The organism is Pseudooceanicola marinus, assembly GCF_020177265.1.
GTDB classification, from domain to species: domain Bacteria; phylum Pseudomonadota; class Alphaproteobacteria; order Rhodobacterales; family Rhodobacteraceae; genus Pseudooceanicola; species Pseudooceanicola marinus_A.
Window position 1 is genome coordinate 156,268 of record NZ_JAIVMC010000005.1, and the last position, 17,971, is coordinate 174,238.

The window sequence follows — 17,971 nt, forward strand, 5'->3', positions numbered from 1 at the left end:
CGGGTAATGTCGACAGGGATGAGCAGCACCCCGTTTCAAGACATCTTCCTTCCCGCGCCAGAGGCTACCGCAGGGCTGGCCCGCCGCCTTGGCGCACGCCTGGCGCCCGGCGACGTGATCCTGCTGTCGGGCGGCATCGGCGCTGGCAAGACCCATTTCGCCCGCGCGCTGATCCAGTCCCTGCTGGCGGAGCCGGAGGATGTGCCCTCGCCTACCTTCACCCTGGTGCAGGAATACGACACCACGCGCGGCCCGCTGTGGCATGCCGACCTTTACCGCCTGTCCGACCCGATGGAGGTGGTGGAGCTGGGCCTCGAAGAGGCCTTCGAGACCGCCATTTGCCTGGTCGAATGGCCCGACCGCCTGGCCGACCTGACCCCCGCCGACGCCCTGTCGCTGGAAATGACGGCCCTGCCCGACAATGACGGCGAGGCGCGGCGGCTGGTGATCCATGCCCCCGCCCGCTGGCAGCCCCTTCTGACCGAGATCCTGAAAGAGACCGACGCATGAGCCGCGACGCCGAGAAACGCGCCTTCCTCTCCGGCACCGACTGGGCGGGGGCAGAGCTGCGCCCGCTGGCCGGCGATGCTTCGCTGCGCAGCTACCAGCGGCTGCACCGCGCCGACGGCGCCACCGCCGTTCTGATGGACGCGCCTCCGGGCAGCGGTGAGGACATCCGCCCCTTCTGCGCCATGGCGCGGCACCTCGCGGGCCTGGGCCTGTCGGCGCCCGCATTGCTGAAGGAGGACGCCGAGGCCGGTCTGCTGCTGCTGGAGGATCTGGGCGATGCGCTCTACGCCCGGGTGATCGCCGAGGATCCCGCCCTGGCCGCACCGCTCTACGATGCCGCCGCCGAGGCGCTGCGCGTGCTGCATGCCGCGCCACCACCCGAGCGGCTGGCCGCCTATGACACCGGCACCATGACGCAGATGAGCGTGCTGGCCTACACCTGGTATCAGGCGGGCGCCACGGGGCAGGGGGTGCGCAACCTGCCCTTCTTCGTCACAACCCTGCAACCGCTGCTGGCCACGCTGGAGGACGAACCGCCCGTCGTCATCCTGCGCGATTACCACGCCGAGAACCTGCTGTGGCTACCCAACCGCGAGGGCGCCGCCCGCACCGGCCTGCTGGATTTCCAGGACGCCATGCTGGGGCACCCGGCCTATGACCTCGTCTCGATGCTGCAGGACGCGCGGCGTGATGTGGACCCGGCGCTGGAAGACGCCATGGTGCCCCGTTTCGCCGCAGCCACGGGCCGCGACCCGGACACCTTCCGCCGCGCCTATGACTTGCTGGGCGTACAGCGCAACCTGCGCATCCTCGGCGTCTTCGCCCGGCTGTCGATGCACTATGGCCGCCCGCGCTACGTCGATTTCATCCCCCGGGTCTGGGGCCTGCTGTGCCGCAGCCTCGATCGGCCGGGGCTGGAGCCGCTGCGCGAGCGTCTCCTGACCGACCTGCCCGAGCCCACCCCCGAGATCCTCCAGACCCTGAGAGACAAATGCGCGACCGTCCCGCAGCCCTGATGCTTTTCGCCGCCGGTCTGGGCACGCGCATGCGGCCCCTGACCGACGACCGGCCGAAACCCCTGGTCGAGGTCGCGGGCCGGCCGCTGATCGACCACGCCCTGGCGCAACGCGGCGACCTGCGGCTGAAGACCGTCGCCAATGCCCATTACCGCGCCGAGCAGGTAGAGGCGCATTTCGACGGGAGTGACGTGACCGTGCTGCGCGAGGCGCCCGCGATCCTCGACACCGGGGGCGGTCTGCGCAATGCCCTGCCAGCCCTGGGCGAGGGGGCGGTTTTCACCCTGAACACCGATGCGGTCTGGAAAGGCCCCGCCGCCTTGCCGTTGCTCGCGCGCGCCTGGGACCCGGCGAAGATGGACGCCCTGCTGCTGTGCGTGCCGCGCGATCAGGCGCGCGGCCATGTCGGACCGGGGGATTTCACCACCGACAACGAAGGGCGCGGCACCCCCGGACCCGGCGCGATCTATTCCGGGGCACAGATCATCGACACCCGGCTGATGGACGGGATCGAGGGCCCGACCTTCTCCATGTGGGAGCTGTGGCGCCGCGCCCTGGCCCATGACCGGCTCTACCTGCTGGCCTACCCGGGCCTGTGGTGCGACGTCGGCCGCCCAGACTGCATTCCCATGGCCGAGGACATGCTGGCCGATGACTGAGCTGCGCCTCTTCGACCGGCCCGGGCCGCGCCTTTTCGGCCTTCCGCCCGGCGCGGATTTCCCCGCCGAACTGCTGCGGGGGCTGGAGGACCGGCTGGGCGACGCCCCGCCCCATGCCCGCGCCCGGGTGCAGATCGTGGTGAACACTCGCCGCATGGCCCGTCGCCTGCGCCGCCTCTACGATAGCGGCCCGGCCCGGCTGCTGCCGCGGATCGACCTGCTGACCGGCCTCGACTGCCGCGCCGCGATCCCGCCCTCTGTCTCTGCCATTCGCAGGCGTCTGGAGCTGATCCGCCTGATCTCCGCCCTGCTGGACGCGGAACCGGACCTGGCGCCGCGCGCCGCGCTTTACGACCTGGCCGACAGCCTGGCACGGCTGCTGGACGAGATGCAGGGCGAGCGGGTCACGCTGGACGACATCGCCGCGCTGGACGTGTCTGACCTGTCCGGCCACTGGGCACGGGCGCAGCGGTTCCTGGAGATCGTCGGGCAGATCCCGCGCAGCGACGATCTGCCGGACCCCGAGGAACGCCAGCGCCGCGTGGTCGAGACGCTGATCGCGGAGTGGGAGGAAAACCCGCCGCAGCATCCGGTGATCCTGGCGGGCTCCACCGGGTCGCGCGGCGCCACCCACTTGCTGATGCAGGCCGTGGCGCGGCTGCCGCAGGGCGCCGTGGTACTGCCCGGCTATGATTTCGACCTGCCCGACGCGATCTGGTCGGAACTGGACGACCCGCTGACCGGCGAGGACCACCCGCAGTACCGGTTCCGCAAGCTGATGCTGGGCCTCGGACTGGAGCCCGGCGAGGTGGGCAACTGGGTCGAGGGCGCCGCCGCCGACCAGGCCGAGGACAGCGCGCGCAACCGCCTGCTGTCCTTGGCCCTGCGCCCCGCGCCCGTCACCCACCAGTGGCTGGAGGAAGGCCCCGGGCTGGGCGCCCTTGGCCCGCCCACCGAAGGCATCACCCTGGTAAAGGCGCCGGGCCCGCGGGCCGAGGCCATGGCCATCGCCCTGCGCCTGCGTATGGCCGCCGAAGAGGGACAGACCGCCGCCCTTATCACCCCCGACCGGATGCTGACGCGCCAGGTCTCCGCCGCGTTGACCCGTTGGGGCATCACCCCGGACGACAGCGGCGGCACGCCCCTGCAAACCACCGCGCCGGGCCGCCTGCTGCGCCAGGTGGCGGACCTGCTGCACGCGCCGCCGACGGCGGTGCAGCTGCTGTCTTTGCTGAAACATCCGCTGACGCATAGTGGCGAGGGGCGCGGCACACACCTGGACCTGACGCGCGGGCTGGAGCTTTACCTGCGTGGAGAGGCGCGGCCCCATCCCGGCCCCGATGACATCCGCGCCTTTGCCGCCACCCGGGAAGAGGCGCTGGCCACCCCCTGGGCCGAGTGGCTTTGCACCACCGCCTTCGCCGCCGCGACGCCCGACCCGGTGCCGCTGGAGGATCGCGTGGCCGATCACATCGCCCTGGCCGAGGCCATCGCGCGCGGCACCGATCCGGCCAGCAGCGGCACCCTCTGGCTGCGGGACGCGGGCGAGAAGGCGCGCGGCGTGATGGACCGGCTGGCCGAGGATGCCCCCCATGGCGATGCTCTCTCGGCCCGCGACTATGGCGATCTGGCCGGCGCCATTCTGGCCACCGAGGAGGTCCGCAACCCCGATGAGCCGCACCCCAAAATCCTGATCTGGGGCACGCTGGAGGCGCGTGTGCAGGGCGCCGACCTGGTGATCCTGGGCGGGCTGAACGAGGGCAGCTGGCCCGAGGCGACACAGCCCGATCCCTGGCTGAACCGCCAGATGCGCAAGGCCGCGGGGCTGCTGCTGCCGGAACGCAAGATCGGACTTTCGGCCCATGATTTTCAACAGGCCGTCGCCGCGCGCGAGGTCTGGCTGACCCGCGCCACCCGAAACCAGGACGCCGAAACCGTCCCCTCGCGCTGGCTGAACCGGCTGACCAACCTGCTGAACGGCCTGCCCGGCCAGGGCGGCCCCGAGGCGCTGGCCGAGATGGAGGCGCGCGGCGCCCACTGGCTGGACCTGGTGCGCCAGGTAGAGGCGCCGATCAGCGCGCCCAAGGCCCCGCGCCCCTCGCCCGCGCCGCCCGTCGCCGCGCGGCCGCGCACCTACTGGGTGACCGACATCCGCCACCTGATCCGCGACCCCTACGCGATCTACGCCAAGCGCATCCTGCGCCTGCGCCGGCTGAACCCGTTGATGCGCGACCCCGACGCGATGATGCGCGGGATCGTGTCCCACACCGCCATCGAAACCTTTGTGCAGGGCGTCAACGCCGGGCAGATCCCGCTGACCCGCGGCGCGCTGCTGTCCACTGTGGCCGATGTGCTGGACGCCGACGTGCCCTGGGGCGAGGCCCGCGCGCTGTGGCTGGCGCGGCTGGACCGCAACGCCGACTGGTTCATCGCCGGCGAGGCGGCGCGCCAGGCTGAGGCCGTGACCGTCTATACGGAAGAGAAGGGTGAAGCCACGATTGCGGAGTTGGGCATCACCCTGGCCGCCAAGGCCGACCGGGTGGACATCGACGCCCAGGGCCGTGTGCATCTTTTCGACTACAAGACCGGCGAGCCGCCCAGCAAGGCGCAGCAGAAGGCCTTCGACAAGCAGCTGCTGCTGGAGGCCGCGATTGCCGAACAGGCCGGATTTGCCCGCATCGGCCCCCGCGACGTGGCCCGCGCCACCTACATCGGGCTGGGCACCAACCCGAAGGAGGTCGAGGCGCCGCTGGACGAGGAAAGCCCGGCGCTGGTCTGGGAGAAATTCACCGAGCTGGCCCGCGCCTGGGCCGATCCGGTGAAGGGCTACACCGCGCGGCGCGCCATGGAAGAGATGCGCACGGGCAGCGATTACGACCAGCTGGCGCGCTTCGGCGAATGGGACGACACCGACGCGGCCTTGTTAACGCCGCTGGTGATGCGAGGGGGCGAGCCATGAAACGCGATCCCGCCTCCGACCGGCAGATCCGTGCGGCAGAACCTGGCCGCTCCACCTGGCTGGCCGCCAACGCCGGCTCGGGCAAGACCCGCGTGCTGACCGACCGGGTGGCGCGGCTGTTGCTGGGCGGCGTGTCGCCGCAGAACATCCTGTGCCTGACCTATACCAAGGCCGCCGCGTCGGAGATGCAGAACCGCCTGTTCCAGCGCCTGGGCGAATGGGCCATGCTGGACGATGCTGATCTGCGCGAAGCCTTGCAGCGCCTGGGCGTCGAGGATGTGATCGACGGCGCCCGGCTGGCACGGGCGCGCACGCTCTTTGCCTCCGCCATCGAGACGCCCGGCGGGCTGAAGATCCAGACGATTCACAGCTTCTGCGCCGCCCTGTTGCGCCGCTTCCCGCTGGAGGCCGGGGTGTCGCCGCAGTTCCAGGAGGTCGACGACCGCAACGCCCTGATCCTGCGCGACGCCGTGGTCGAGGAGATCGCGGAAAGCGAGGACGCCGGGGTCCTCAGCCGCGCGGCCCTGCTGACCACGGATGAGAATTTCCGCGGCCTGACCGGCGAGATCGCCCAGTACCGCGACCTTTTCGATACGGAACCGGATGGAGACGCGCTGGACGAGCTTTTGGACCTGCCGCCGGGGATGACCCCCGAGGCGGTGTTGGATCTGGCCTTCACCCGCGCCGACATGGAACGGCTGGGTCATCTGGTCGAGGCGCTGCGCGGCGGCACCACCAAGGGCGATGAGACCGCGTTGCACAAGCTGTCGGTGCTGTCCGAGCCGTCGCTGGCGGCCCTGTCGGTGCTGGAGGATGTCTTCCTCACCGGCGCCACGGCGAAGGAGCCCTTCTCGCCCTCCTCCCGCTTCCCCTCTGCCGGGGTGAAGAAAGCGAACGCCCATCTGATGCCCGAGATCGAGGACTGGCAGGCGCGCGTGGCCGAGGCGCGTGAGCTGCGGGTGGCCCTGCTGGCCCGGGACAAGGCGCAGGTGCTGCAGGATTTCGCCCGCGCCTTCCTGCCCCGTTATGCCCGCGCGAAAGAGGCACGCGGCTGGCTGGATTTCGATGACCTGATCCTGCGCACCCGAGAGCTGCTGACGAATACCGTTGTGTCCCAATGGGTTCTCTGGCGCCTGGACGGCGGCATCGACCATATCCTGGTGGATGAGGCGCAGGACACCAGCCCGGTGCAATGGCAGGTGATCGCGGCGCTGGCGCGCGAGTTCACCTCCGGCGCGGGCGCCCGCGATGGCGTGGAACGCACCATTTTCGTGGTCGGCGACAAGAAACAGTCGATCTATTCCTTCCAGGGCGCCGACCCCTCGGGGTTTGACCGGATGCGCGCCGATTTCGGCGCCCAGCTAGCCGAGACGGGCCAGCCCCTGCAAGTGCTGGAACTGGAGTATTCCTTCCGCTCCGCCGGGGCGATCCTGGGGCTGGTCGATCGCGTGTTCGATGGCCGTGAAGAGGCCGGGTTCACCACTGACCAGCGGCACAAGGCGTTCAAGGATGCCATGCCCGGGCGCGTGGATCTGTGGCCGCTGGTGGAAAAGCCCGAGGTCGAGGACAAGGAAGACTGGTGGGATCCGGTGGACAAGCCGGGGCAGAACAACCACCACGTCCTGCTGGCCCGGCAGATCGCGGAAGAGATCCAGCGCATGCTGCACGACCGGGTGCCGGTGCCCGTCGAGGTGGGGCATACGGGGCAGTATCGGGCGCGGCCGATCCGGCCCGGTGACATCATGATCCTGGTACGGTCGCGCTCGCGCGTCTTCCCGCATCTGATCGCCGCCTGCAAGGCGCTTGGCCTGCCGATGGCCGGGGCCGACCGGCTGAAGGTGGCCGCGGAACTGGCGGTGCGCGACATCACCGCCCTGCTGAACTTCCTGGCGCTGGAACAGGATGACCTGAGCCTGGCGGCGGTGCTGAAATCACCGCTGTTCGGTTGGGATGAACAGCGCCTCTTCGACCTGGCGCAAGGCCGGGGGCGGCGGACGCTGTGGCAGGTGCTGCGGCAGAACCCGGAAACCTACGCCGCCGAATTGTCTTTGTTGCACGACCTGCGCGACCAGGCGGATTTCCTGCGGCCCTTCGATCTGATCGAACGGCTGCTGACCCGGCACGAGGGGCGGCGCAAGCTGCTCGGTCGGCTGGGGGAGGAGGCCGAGGATGGCCTCGACGCCCTGCTGGGTCAGGCGCTGGTCTATGAACAGACCGAGATCCCCAGCCTGACCGGTTTCCTGGTCTGGATGGAGGCGGACGAGCTGCAGATCAAGCGGCAGGCGGACAGCGCCAGCGACCAGATCCGGGTGATGACGGTGCATGGTGCCAAAGGGCTGGAAAGCCCGGTGGTGATCCTGCCCGACAGTCTGAATTCCCCTGACCAGGACCGCGCCCAGGTGCTGCCGACGCTGGACATGCCGCTGTGGAAGGTGAAGGCCACTGAGGAGCCCGCCGCCATGCGTGAGGCCCGCGAGGCGCGGCGCGCCCGTGCCGAGGAGGAACGCGACCGGCTGCTGTACGTGGCCATGACCCGGGCGGAGAAATGGCTGATCGTCTGCGGCGCGGGCAAGATCGCCAAGGACCGCAGCGATTGGTACGCCCGGATCGAGGACCAGATGGCCGAGATGGGCGCGGGCGAACACGCCTTCCCCGGCGGCGAAGGGCTGCGGCTGGAAAACGGCGACTGGGCCGGGCTGGCGATGGACGACACGCCGCCCACGCCCCGCCCGCGGCCCATGCTGCCCGACTGGGCGCGCCAGGTGGCGCCCCCGGCGGAGGGGCCGGAACAGACGCTGTCGCCTTCGGTCGATCTGGGTGGGGCCAAGGCCCTGGCCGGAGAGGACGGGCTGGACGAGGAGGCCGCGAAACGGCGCGGACGGCAGGTGCACCTGTTGCTGGAACACCTGCCCGGAAGCGACCCGGAGACCTGGGAGGCGATGGCCGACACCCTGCTGGGCGAGGGCCCCGACCGGGCCGAACCGGCGGAACTGGCCCTGCTGCTGGCCGAGGCGCGCGGCGTGCTGTCGAAACCCGCCACCGCACGGTTCTTCGCCACCGAGGCGCTGGCCGAAGTGCCCGTCACCGCCACGCTGGCAGAACTGGACGGGCGGCGCATCCACGGCACCATCGACCGGCTGATCGTCGGCGAAGCCGAGATCTGGGCGGTGGATTTCAAGACCAACGTCACGATCCCCGACCGGCCGGAGGACACCCCCGAAGGCCTGCTGCGCCAGATGGGCGCCTATGCCGCCGCGCTGACGCAGATCTATCCCGATCACCGCATCCGCACCGCCCTTCTGTGGACCCGTTCAGCAACCCTGATGGAGCTGCCCCACGATCTCGTCATGGCGGCCCTGCGCCGCAGCGACCCTTCTTGACCCCTATCCCACGGATACCTAGGTTCGGTTCAACATTCCCTCGATGGAGACGAGATCAATGGCTACCGTTCACGCCACCGACGACACTTTCGAAGCCGAAGTCCTGAAATCCGACACCCCCGTCCTGGTCGACATCTGGGCCGAGTGGTGCGGCCCCTGCCGCCAGATCGCCCCGGCGCTTGAAGAAATCTCGGAAGAGATGGACGGCAAGCTGAAGGTGGTGAAGCTGGACGCGGACTCGAACCCGCAATCCGTGATGTCCATGGGCGTGCGCGGCATCCCCGCGCTGTTCATCTTCAAGGACGGCGAGATCGTGTCGAACCGCACCGGCGCCGCCCCCAAGGCCGCGCTGCAAAGCTGGATCGACGAAACGATCTGAACCCGCACCGGGCTATCAATTGGAAAGGGGCGCCTCTGACGGGGCGCCCTTTTTCATGTCCGCCGGGTCAATCTCCAGCGGCACGCCCAGGCGGTGCAGCCGCGCGGCGATCTGCTGTTCCACGTTGGGACGGCCTGCATTTATGCTCATCTTCTGCCAGAACCACCAGATGTAGCGGTCATAATCCGGGGCATGGTCGGCGATCCGGTCGAAATCCTCCGGGCCCAGGCAGATGTGGTGAAAGTCGATCCGGGCAAAGGTGATCGCCGGCTTTCCGAAGAAGAAGCCGAAGAAGGCGGCAGAGCTGTTTTCCGTCACCACATAATCGCAATGGGCCAGCAGGTCGGCCATGGGCCGTTCGGTCAGCTGCAACCGGGGGAAGCGGCGCGAGAGGCCATCCAGCGCGGCGCGTTCCTCGGCCGAGTAGCTCTCTTTCGGGTGCAGGGTGGCCAGAAGCGGGCGCGTGGACTCCGCCTCCAGCACCCGTTCCAGCATCTCGATCGGCGCGCAGTCCTGGAAGTTGCGGTGTTCCAGCAGGCGACCCTGCAGGGGGATGTAGACGAACCCGTCACGCCGGGCCTGCTGTGGCGCCTCGCCGAAGAGACGGCGTTGCCAGCGGGCGTGGAAGGCGGCGGCCTTTTCCGGGTCGATGCGGTGCTGGGGAAAGCGCGCCTGCGCCACTGGCCAGCGCCAGCGTTGCGCCTGGCGTTCGATGGCCCAGAAGGGCCCGTGATAGACCTTGCGGAAGACCAGCGCGCGATCATGGGTCGGGTGTTCCATGTGAAACATCGCCCAGCCGGGCTGATCCGGCGCCGCCTCCTTCGCCGCCGCGTCATTGCGGCAAAGCCGCACGCGATAGCCGCCCCTTTCCAGCACTCCCGATACCTGCGCCAGGAAGGCATGGCGCCCGGCCTCGACCTCGGCGATCAGGCGGCGGGACAGGTAAAGGCGAAAGTCACGGGACGCATCCATTGCGGCAGGCTAGGCTGCGCCTGCGGGCCGGGCAAGAGGGCGTCCGGGTTGCCCCGGGGCGCAGGCGCCCTCATATAGCCTGACAGACCAAAGGAGGCAGACATGGCAGAAAGCGAATTTCCCGGCTGGCACGGCACCACCATCATCGGCGTGCGCAAGGGCGGGCGCGTGGTGGTCGCAGGCGACGGGCAGGTCTCGCTGGGCCAGACCGTGATCAAAGGCACCGCCAAGAAGGTGCGCCGCCTCAGCCCCGGGGGCTACGACGTGGTGGCGGGCTTTGCCGGATCCACCGCCGATGCCTTCACCCTGCTTGAACGGCTGGAGGCCAAGCTGGAGGCGACGCCGGGCCAGCTGGCCCGGGCCAGCGTCGACCTGGCAAAGGACTGGCGCACCGACAAGTACCTGCAGAAACTGGAGGCGATGCTGATCGTCACCGACGGCAAGGACCTGTTCGTCATCACCGGCGCGGGCGACGTGCTGGAGCCCGAACATGACATCGCCGCCATCGGATCGGGCGGCAACTTCGCCCTGGCCGCCGCGCGCGGTCTTTACGACCACGAAGACGACGCCGAGAAGATCGCGCGCAAGGCCATGGCGATTGCCAGCGACATTTGCGTCTACACCAATGGCAACCTGACGGTGGAAGCCATTGACGGCTGACATCACCCCCGAGGATCTGCGCGCCGCCATCGCCGCCGGTCACCTGACCGAGGCGCAGGCGGCGTCGCTGAAGGCCCTGGCGGAAACCCGCGCGGGGCTGCGCACGCCGGAGGATGAACCCTTCGAGCTGTTTCGCGGCTTTTCGGAAATCTTCGTCACCGTGGGGCTCGGCATCCTGATCGCCGGCGGCTTCGGCCTGGCGCTGGCCCTGTCGGTGCCGGTGGTCATGGCCCTAGCGATCGTGGCCTTCTATTTCCTCGGGCGCTATTTCACCTTGCGGCGGCGGATGATGCTGCCCTCGATCCTGCTGGTGACGGCCTTCGCCACGGCGCTGGCGGCCATCGTGGGCTCGCTGATGTCCGTGGATAACCCGTTCTCGTCGATGTACGACCTGTTCGGCGATGCGCGCACCAGCCTGACGCAGCACCTGGTCGTCTGCGCGGTGACCGCCGCCGGGCTGATCGCCTGGTTCCGCGTCTTCCGGGTGCCCTTCACCATGTTCCTGCTGGGGGTCACCGGGGCCTTCGCGGTGCTGTCCATCGCGGGCGCCACCGGCGACATCGCGGGCACCGAGAACCCCTTCGACCTGCTGGAAGGCTCGACCGTGGCCTGGGGCACGCTGGTGCTGGGCCTGGCGGCGCTGGCCGGGGGCATATGGTTCGACATGCGCGACCCGCACCGGCTGGGCCGGATGTCGTCGTCGGGCTTCTGGCTGCACCTGGTGGCGGCGCCCGCTCTGGTGAACACCGTGGCTCAGACCTTCCTGACCATGGGCCCGGGGCTGGGGTACGTGCTGATGGCCATCGCCCTGGCGCTGATCACCCTGCTGGCCGTGGTGCTGGACCGGCGCAGCTTCCTGACCGCCGGGATCGGCTACCTGATCTTCCTGCTGCTCTACGTCACCGACCGTTCGGGCGAGGGACGCAGCTGGGTCTTCGTCTTCCTCGGCACCGGGGTCCTGCTGACCCTTCTGGGCAGCTTCTGGATCGAGGCGCGCGGCCAGATCATGCGCGCCCTGCCGGACTTCCCCGGCAAGCACCGGCTGCCCCCCTACAAGACCGCAATCGCAACACCGACGCCCGCCTGACGGGCCAGCCGGGGCCCCGCGGGGCCCGGCATGAACAGACAGACAGGCAAGGACATCATGACAGACCTTACCCCCCGTGAAATCGTCTCCGAACTCGACCGGTTCATCATCGGCCAGAAGGACGCCAAGCGCGCAGTGGCCGTGGCCCTGCGCAACCGCTGGCGGCGCAAGCAGCTGCCCGATGACCTGCGCGAAGAGGTCTATCCGAAGAACATCCTGATGATCGGCCCCACGGGCGTCGGCAAGACCGAGATCTCGCGCCGCCTGGCGAAACTGGCCCGCGCGCCCTTCATCAAGGTCGAGGCCACGAAGTTCACCGAGGTGGGCTATGTCGGCCGGGACGTGGAACAGATCGTGCGCGATCTGGTCGATGCGGCCATCGCCCAGACCCGCGACTACATGCGCGAAGAGGTGAAATCGAAGGCCCATGAGGCCGCCGAGGATCGCGTGATCGAGGCCATCGCCGGCACCGACGCCCGCGAGGGCACCCGCGAGATGTTCCGCAAGAAACTGCGCGACGGGCTGCTGGATGACACGGTCATCACGCTGGAGGTGGCCGACACCTCCAACCCGCTGGGTGGCATGGAAATTCCCGGCCAGCCGGGCGGCGGCCAGATGGGCATGATGAACCTCGGCGACATCTTCGGGAAGGCCTTCGGCAACCGCACCGTGACCAAGCGCCTGACCGTGGCCGAAAGCTATGAGCTGCTGATCGGGGAAGAGGCCGACAAGCTGCTGGACGACGAGACGGTGAAGACCACCGCGCTGGCCTCGGTGGAGGAAAACGGCATCGTCTTCCTCGATGAGATCGACAAGGTTTGCGCCAAGTCCGATGCGCGCGGCGGCGATGTCAGCCGCGAAGGCGTGCAGCGCGACCTGCTGCCGCTGATCGAAGGCACGACCGTTTCCACCAAGCATGGCGCGGTGAAGACTGACCATATCCTGTTCATCGCCTCCGGCGCCTTCCACATCGCCAAACCCTCGGACCTGCTGCCGGAGCTGCAGGGCCGCCTGCCCATCCGGGTGGAGCTTCAGGCGCTGACCGAGGGCGATTTCACCCGCATCCTGACCGAGACCGACAACGCCCTGACCCGGCAATACGCCGAGATGCTGGGCACCGAGCAGGTGAAGGTCACCTTTACCGAGGATGGCATCGCCGCCATCGCCCGCATCGCCGCGGACGTGAACCGCTCGGTCGAGAACATCGGCGCGCGGCGGCTTTACACCGTGATCGAGCGGGTCTTCGAGGAGCTGTCCTTCCAGGCTCCGGACAAGGCCGGAGAGGAAGTGACCGTCGATGCCGCCTTCGTCGAGGAGAACGTGGGCCAGCTGGCGGCCAGCGCCGACCTCAGCCGCTACGTGCTCTGACATCTGCGGAACAGGGAATGACAGAGGCCCGGCGGAGCGATCCGCCGGGCTGTTTTCATGTGCATCCGCAAGGGGCAGGGGGGCGTCAGACCGCCACGCCGAAAAGGGCGCCGACCGCGGCCGTTACCACCATGGCGAAGGCCCCCCAGAGGACCACCCGCAGGGCCGCCCGGCCCATGGGCGCGCCGCCCGCGCGGGCCCCAAGCGCACCAAGTACCGCCAGCAGCAGCAGCGTCACCACCAGCACCACCGGGATGACCAGTTCCGAGGGCGCCAGGATCGCGGCCAGCACCGGCCAGATCGCCGCCACCGAGAAAGTCACACCCGAGGCGAAGGCCGCCTGCAACGGGTTGGCCGAGCTGACCTCGGTCACCCCGATCTCGTCGCGCATGTGGGCCGAGAGGGCGTCGTGGGCATGCAACTCCCGCGCCACCTGCGCGGCGGTCTCGGCGCTGAGGCCACGCGCCTCGTAAATCTCCGCCAGCTCGTCCATCTCCCCCTGGGGATCGGCCTGCAGCGCCTCGGCCTCGCGCGCCATGTCCGCGCGTTCGGTGTCCGACTGCGAGGAGACCGAGACATATTCGCCGGCCGCCATGGACATCGCCCCGGCGGCCAGACCCGCGACCCCGGCAATGGCGATGGCACGCGGATCGGGATCGGCGGCGGCCACGCCGACGATGATCGAACTGACCGACACGATGCCGTCGTTGGCGCCCAGCACCGCCGCGCGCAGCCAGTTGGACCGGGTCATGAAATGGGGATCATCCGCGTGGGCGGAGGGCTGAGGGGCAGGGGACATGGCAGAAACCTCGACGGGAACAATATTTAGATTCATTCTAAACTATGGCGTGACCCTTGGGTAGCCCAAAGGACCCTCTGCGGCGATCTGGGAGGAAGGACAGACATGGGCGTTACCGGGGGACGCGCGACGTTATCGCTATCGGCGCACAGCCGCGCGTGCCGCTCTGCATTCTTCCAATCTTCATGTGGGCATGGCATCTCTTGACTTCGCAGGTGCAGAAAGCATGTTGCGCGCATGTTTTACCCGCTCCACCCGGAGCGGCTCGATAAGGATTCCCGCCATGCAACCACCCGAGAGCCAGGCCGTCGTCGATCCGGAAGACCTGGATCCGGCCCGCAACCGGCTGGTCATCGCCCTGCTGATGATCTCGACCTTCACGGTGATCCTGAACGAGACGCTGATGTCGGTGGCCCTGCCGCGGCTGATGACCGACCTCGACGTGACCGCAAACGCCGCGCAATGGCTGACCACGGCCTTCCTGCTGACCATGGCGGTGGTGATCCCGATCACCGGCTACCTGCTGCAACGGCTGCCGACGCGCACCGTCTTCCTGATGGCCATGAGCTTCTTCAGCCTGGGCACGCTGATCTGCGCGATCTCGCCCAGCCTGATGCCGCTGATCCTCGGGCGCATCGTGCAGGCCATCGGCACGGCGATCATGATGCCGCTTCTGATGACCACCGTGATGGCGCTGGTGCCGGCGGAAAGCCGGGGCAAGACCATGGGCAATATCTCCGTCGTGATCTCGGTCGCGCCGGCGATCGGGCCGACCCTGTCGGGGCTGATCCTAGAGTTCTTCCACTGGCGCTGGCTGTTCATCCTGATGATGCCCATTGCCCTGGGCGCCCTGACCCTGGGCTACCTGAAGCTGGTGAACGTGAACGAGGCCCGCGAAAAGACGCTGGACCTGCTGTCGGTGCCGCTGTCGGTGCTGGGCTTCGGCGGGCTGGTCTACGGGTTCTCGGCCATCGGCGAGGGCCATGGCGAAGGCGGGCCGATCCCGCTTTGGCTGCCACTGGCCGTAGGAGCGGTGTTCCTGGTGCTGTTCATCTGGCGCCAGCTGGTGCTGGGGCCGAAGGATCGCGCCCTGCTGGACCTGCGCACCCTGGGCGTGCGGGTCTTCACCGTCTCGGTCATCATGATGGGCCTCGCCATGATGGCGCTGTTCGGGATGATCGTGCTGCTGCCGCTGTTCATGCAGTCGGTGATGGGGCTGAACACGCTGCATTCCGGTCTGCTGCTGTTGCCCGGCGGGTTGATGATGGGGCTGATGTCGCCCTTCGTCGGGCGCATGTTCGACCGCGTCGGCGCGCGCAAGCTGGTGATCCCCGGCGGCACCATCGTCAGCGCGGGCCTCTGGGCGATGACGCTGCTGACGCCCGAGTCCTCGATGGTCATGGTGCTGATCGCGCACCTTCTGCTGAGCATCGGGCTGGCGCTGCTGTTCACGCCGCTCTTCACCTCCAGCCTGGGCTCGCTACCCGCGCATCTCTACTCGCACGGCTCGGCGGTGATCGGCACGGTGCAACAGGTGGCGGGCGCCGCCGGCATCGCCATCTTCGTCTCGGTCATGTCGCTGCGTATCGGGGATGAGCTCTCGGGCGGGGCCGAGATGGTCCAGGCCACCGCCTCGGGCCTGCACGCGGCCTTCACCGTGGCAGCCTCGATCTCGCTGCTGCTGATCGTTGCGGGTTTCTTCGTGCGTCGCCCGCCGGACATGCAGCCGGGCGCGGCGGCCCACGGCGGGCACTGAGCCAGACAACACAAACGGCGGGTTCCGAAAGGGCCCGCCGTTTTTCGTTTCCCCTCAGCGCGCGCGGCGCAGGTAGACGTAGAAGGCGCCGGTGCCGCCGTGCTTGCGATGCGCCGAGGTGGTCTGCAGCACGATCTGCGCCAGCGGCGGCGTCGAAAGCCAGTGCGGCAGCTGGTGTTTCAGGATGCCGTGCCGGACGGGGATCGGGCCGTCCTCTTCGGACCGGCGGCCCTTGCCGGTGATGACCAGGACCAGCCGCAGGTCGTTCTGCACCGCGCGCAGCATAAAGGCCACCAGCGCCTGATGCGCCCGGTCCACGGTCATGCCGTGCAGGTCGATGCGCGCCTCGGGCGCCATCTTGCCCCGGGTCATCTTGCCGTGGGTCTTCTTGTCCATGCGCAGGGGCGCCTGGTGCAGCCGGTCGTGGATCGGCGGCAGCACGTCGTGGCCGCCGGCGCGGCTGCGCGATTTCTCTCCCAGGCGGAAGGGCGACAGGGGCTGCGGCGCCTCCGGTTCAGGGCGCGGCTTCGCCGGTTTCTCGGGCGCGGCCTTCTGCGGGCGGGCCAGCACGCGCTTTTCCGGGTGCATCCGCTCGGTGGAGCCGGCGACCTTGTCCCACAGCTCCTTCTCGTCGGGGCGCAGCTTGCGGCGGCGGCTCATATGTTGTCCTCCACCAGCATGGCATAGGCGCGCTGGATCGGCAGCAGGACGACCAGCCGCCCCTCATCCTTGATCCGCGCCGCGAGTTTGCCCGCCCCGGGGCCGGAGCCGACAAAGACATCCGCGCGCTGCGGGCCCTTGATCGCCGATCCGGTATCCTGCGCCACCATCAACCGACGCAGTCCGCGAAAACCGGTCTTCTCGACCCAGACGGGCGCGCCGAGCGGCACATAGGCCGGGTCGATCGCCAGCGACCGCATGGCGGTGAGCGAGCGGTTCATGGCGCCCTTCGGCCCGGCCTCGGGCGAGACATCCCGAATTTCACGGAAGAAGACGTAGCTGGGATTGTGCCGCAGCAGTTCGGCGCCCTGCGCGGGATTGCGGCGCACCCAGTTGCCGATGACCTTGGCCGAGACCTGATGCGCGTTGTAGATCCCGCGCCGCACCATTTCCTGCCCGATGGAGGCATAGGGATGGCCGTTGTCGCCACCATAGCCGATCCGGATATGGCTGCCGTCGCGCAGCAGAATACGGCCCGAGCCCTGGATCTGCAGGAACATCAGCGCCACCGGGTCGTCGACCCAGGCGATCTCCAGCCCGCGGCCCGCCAGGGCGTCGCCCTGTTCGATCTGGGCGCGCGAAAGCCAGGGGCGGATTTCCAGCGCCTCGGGCGGCATGCGGTAGACGGGATACCGGTAGCGGGCGCTGCGCTGGCGGGCGCCTTCGATCTCCGGCTCGTAGTAGCCGGTGAAGAGGGCGGGGGTGCCATCCTGGATCAGCACGGGCGTGAAGAACAGCTCGAAGAAGGTGCGCGCGCTGTCGGCTGTCTGGGTCTTGGCCATGTTGCACACGGCGACCCAGTCGGGGGCGCGCATGTCGCCGCAGGTGGCGGTGAAGGTGGCAAGGGCGGCCGCGTGATCGTCGGCCGCCCATCCGGACAGATCGTCGAAATCGAGGACAGTTACCGTTGGCGCCTCGGCCAGGTCCGGCTCCGTGTCCTGGGCCCAGGGCGCGGTGCCCGGCAGGAGGAGGGCCATCGCCAGATATGCCGCGATCCTCCGCCGTCCCATGACGCGCCTTATTCCCCCGTCGCGACCAGTTGCCAGTTCAGGTCGTCGGTGCCCATGCGGCGCTCGAAGGTCCAGCTGTCCTTCTGGGTCTTCACCTTGCCTTCATCGCCTTCGATGATGTCACCGGCGCGGTCGCGCACGACCTGGGTCAGCTGGCCGACGTAACGCACGGTCAGCTCGGCGATGCCGGTGTCGGGATCATAGGCGGCGTCGGCCAGGGTCATCTCGCGCACGCCGATGAAATCGGCCTCGACGGTCAAACCTTGGGCGTCACGCGCGGCGACCACCTCGGCGAAGGTCTGGTAGACCTCGTCGGACAGGAAGGGTTTGATGTCGGCCATGTCGCCGCGCTCGAAACCCATCAGGATCATCTCGTAGGCCTGACGTGCCCCGCCCAGGAACTCGGAAACGGAGAAGCCCGGTTCGACCTTCTTCATCTCAGCCAGGGCGCGGGCCGCGGGGCTGTCCTCGGCCACGTGGTCGATGATGTCGCGGTCGGGGCCGCCCTCGATCACCTCGAAACCGGAGCGTTCCAGCGGGCTCGGCGCGGGTTGCCCGGTCACCGGCGGTTTTTCGAATCCTTCGCGGGTGCCCAGCACGCTCTTCAGGCGCAGGATCAGGAAAACGGCAATGCCAGCAAGGACCAGCAGCTGGATAATCGGCAAGGGATCAACCTCCTCTCGGGCCTCCGGGCAT

General features: G+C 68.8%; 15 protein-coding genes. 10 read left to right on the forward strand and 5 right to left on the reverse strand.

The annotated features are described in order from the left end of the window. Window positions 1–18 precede the first annotated feature (18 nt). Genes tsaE through trxA form a run of 6 tightly spaced genes read left to right on the forward strand, consistent with a single transcriptional unit; the run spans window position 19 to window position 8,903 of the window. Window positions 19–510 carry a tRNA (adenosine(37)-N6)-threonylcarbamoyltransferase complex ATPase subunit type 1 TsaE gene (gene tsaE / locus LC066_RS09825; RefSeq protein ID WP_224898356.1) on the forward strand — a complete coding sequence of 164 codons (492 nt, stop codon included), beginning with the start codon at window positions 19–21 and terminating at the stop codon, window positions 508–510. Continuing rightward, window positions 507–1,526, forward strand: a complete 1,020-nt coding sequence (locus tag LC066_RS09830) for an aminoglycoside phosphotransferase family protein (protein ID WP_224898357.1) — start codon at window positions 507–509, stop codon at window positions 1,524–1,526. The genes tsaE and LC066_RS09830 overlap by 4 nt, the downstream gene beginning before the upstream one ends. Further along, entirely contained in the window at window positions 1,502–2,185 is a 684-nt protein-coding gene (locus LC066_RS09835) for a nucleotidyltransferase family protein (protein ID WP_224898359.1), read from the forward strand. Before LC066_RS09830 ends, LC066_RS09835 begins: the two co-directional genes overlap by 25 nt. Next, window positions 2,178–5,144 carry a double-strand break repair protein AddB gene (gene addB, locus LC066_RS09840; RefSeq protein WP_224898361.1) on the forward strand — a complete coding sequence of 989 codons (2,967 nt, stop codon included), beginning with the start codon at window positions 2,178–2,180 and terminating at the stop codon, window positions 5,142–5,144. The genes LC066_RS09835 and addB overlap by 8 nt, the downstream gene beginning before the upstream one ends. After that, window positions 5,141–8,524, forward strand: coding sequence for a double-strand break repair helicase AddA (addA, locus tag LC066_RS09845; protein WP_224898363.1), 3,384 nt, complete (start codon window positions 5,141–5,143; stop codon window positions 8,522–8,524). Before addB ends, addA begins: the two co-directional genes overlap by 4 nt. 58 nt (window positions 8,525–8,582) lie before the next feature. After that, window positions 8,583–8,903, forward strand: a complete 321-nt coding sequence (trxA, locus tag LC066_RS09850) for a thioredoxin (RefSeq protein ID WP_085889525.1) — start codon at window positions 8,583–8,585, stop codon at window positions 8,901–8,903. Window positions 8,904–8,918: 15 nt separating this feature from the next. Here trxA and LC066_RS09855 read toward each other — a convergent pair whose 3' ends face one another. Further along, window positions 8,919–9,875 carry a hypothetical protein gene (locus tag LC066_RS09855; protein WP_224898365.1) on the reverse strand — a complete coding sequence of 319 codons (957 nt, stop codon included), beginning with the start codon at window positions 9,873–9,875 and terminating at the stop codon, window positions 8,919–8,921. A 102-nt stretch (window positions 9,876–9,977) separates the two neighbouring features. Here LC066_RS09855 and hslV point away from each other — a divergent pair, with 102 nt between their 5' ends. Genes hslV through hslU form a run of 3 tightly spaced genes read left to right on the forward strand, consistent with a single transcriptional unit; the run spans window position 9,978 to window position 12,990 of the window. After that, window positions 9,978–10,535 (forward strand): ATP-dependent protease subunit HslV, encoded by a 558-nt coding sequence (gene hslV / locus LC066_RS09860; protein ID WP_224898366.1) that lies wholly within the window; start codon window positions 9,978–9,980, stop codon window positions 10,533–10,535. Then, window positions 10,525–11,622 carry a hypothetical protein gene (locus tag LC066_RS09865; protein WP_224898368.1) on the forward strand — a complete coding sequence of 366 codons (1,098 nt, stop codon included), beginning with the start codon at window positions 10,525–10,527 and terminating at the stop codon, window positions 11,620–11,622. The genes hslV and LC066_RS09865 overlap by 11 nt, the downstream gene beginning before the upstream one ends. A gap of 57 nt (window positions 11,623–11,679) precedes the next feature. Beyond that, on the forward strand, window positions 11,680–12,990 hold the full coding sequence (gene hslU, locus LC066_RS09870; RefSeq protein ID WP_222475728.1) for an ATP-dependent protease ATPase subunit HslU: 1,311 nt from the start codon (window positions 11,680–11,682) through the stop codon (window positions 12,988–12,990). 85 nt (window positions 12,991–13,075) lie between these two features. On the opposite strand, the gene LC066_RS09875 is transcribed toward hslU, so the two are convergent. Continuing rightward, the gene (locus LC066_RS09875) at window positions 13,076–13,789 is read right to left on the reverse strand and encodes a VIT family protein (protein WP_224898370.1); all 714 of its coding nucleotides are present in this window, start codon (window positions 13,787–13,789) and stop codon (window positions 13,076–13,078) included. Window positions 13,790–14,072: 283 nt separating this feature from the next. Here LC066_RS09875 and LC066_RS09880 point away from each other — a divergent pair, with 283 nt between their 5' ends. Next, window positions 14,073–15,545, forward strand: a complete 1,473-nt coding sequence (locus LC066_RS09880; RefSeq protein WP_224898372.1) for an MDR family MFS transporter — start codon at window positions 14,073–14,075, stop codon at window positions 15,543–15,545. A gap of 54 nt (window positions 15,546–15,599) precedes the next feature. Here the strand turns inward: LC066_RS09880 and LC066_RS09885 are convergent, their stop codons facing one another. From LC066_RS09885 to LC066_RS09895, 3 genes are read right to left on the reverse strand one after another with little or no spacing between them, the layout of a single operon-like run. Beyond that, complete coding sequence (locus LC066_RS09885; protein WP_224898374.1) at window positions 15,600–16,205, reverse strand: Smr/MutS family protein; 606 nt, start codon at window positions 16,203–16,205, stop codon at window positions 15,600–15,602. Beyond that, window positions 16,202–17,242 carry a murein transglycosylase A gene (locus LC066_RS09890; protein WP_224898376.1) on the reverse strand — a complete coding sequence of 347 codons (1,041 nt, stop codon included), beginning with the start codon at window positions 17,240–17,242 and terminating at the stop codon, window positions 16,202–16,204. The genes LC066_RS09885 and LC066_RS09890 overlap by 4 nt, the downstream gene beginning before the upstream one ends. A gap of 41 nt (window positions 17,243–17,283) precedes the next feature. Further along, window positions 17,284–17,940, reverse strand: a complete 657-nt coding sequence (locus LC066_RS09895; protein WP_222475736.1) for a Tim44/TimA family putative adaptor protein — start codon at window positions 17,938–17,940, stop codon at window positions 17,284–17,286. Window positions 17,941–17,971: the final 31 nt, after the last annotated feature.

Coding starts and splice junctions, on each gene's coding strand:
- LC066_RS09875 (WP_224898370.1), bottom strand. CDS start 13,789: ATGTCCCCTGCCCCTCAGCCCTCCGCCCACGCGGATGATCCCCATTTC.
- LC066_RS09835 (WP_224898359.1), top strand. CDS start 1,502: ATGCGCGACCGTCCCGCAGCCCTGATGCTTTTCGCCGCCGGTCTGGGC.
- LC066_RS09885 (WP_224898374.1), bottom strand. CDS start 16,205: ATGAGCCGCCGCCGCAAGCTGCGCCCCGACGAGAAGGAGCTGTGGGAC.
- hslV (WP_224898366.1), top strand. CDS start 9,978: ATGGCAGAAAGCGAATTTCCCGGCTGGCACGGCACCACCATCATCGGC.
- trxA (WP_085889525.1), top strand. CDS start 8,583: ATGGCTACCGTTCACGCCACCGACGACACTTTCGAAGCCGAAGTCCTG.
- tsaE (WP_224898356.1), top strand. CDS start 19: ATGAGCAGCACCCCGTTTCAAGACATCTTCCTTCCCGCGCCAGAGGCT.
- hslU (WP_222475728.1), top strand. CDS start 11,680: ATGACAGACCTTACCCCCCGTGAAATCGTCTCCGAACTCGACCGGTTC.
- LC066_RS09890 (WP_224898376.1), bottom strand. CDS start 17,242: ATGGCCCTCCTCCTGCCGGGCACCGCGCCCTGGGCCCAGGACACGGAG.
- addB (WP_224898361.1), top strand. CDS start 2,178: ATGACTGAGCTGCGCCTCTTCGACCGGCCCGGGCCGCGCCTTTTCGGC.
- LC066_RS09830 (WP_224898357.1), top strand. CDS start 507: ATGAGCCGCGACGCCGAGAAACGCGCCTTCCTCTCCGGCACCGACTGG.
- addA (WP_224898363.1), top strand. CDS start 5,141: ATGAAACGCGATCCCGCCTCCGACCGGCAGATCCGTGCGGCAGAACCT.
- LC066_RS09855 (WP_224898365.1), bottom strand. CDS start 9,875: ATGGATGCGTCCCGTGACTTTCGCCTTTACCTGTCCCGCCGCCTGATC.
- LC066_RS09880 (WP_224898372.1), top strand. CDS start 14,073: ATGCAACCACCCGAGAGCCAGGCCGTCGTCGATCCGGAAGACCTGGAT.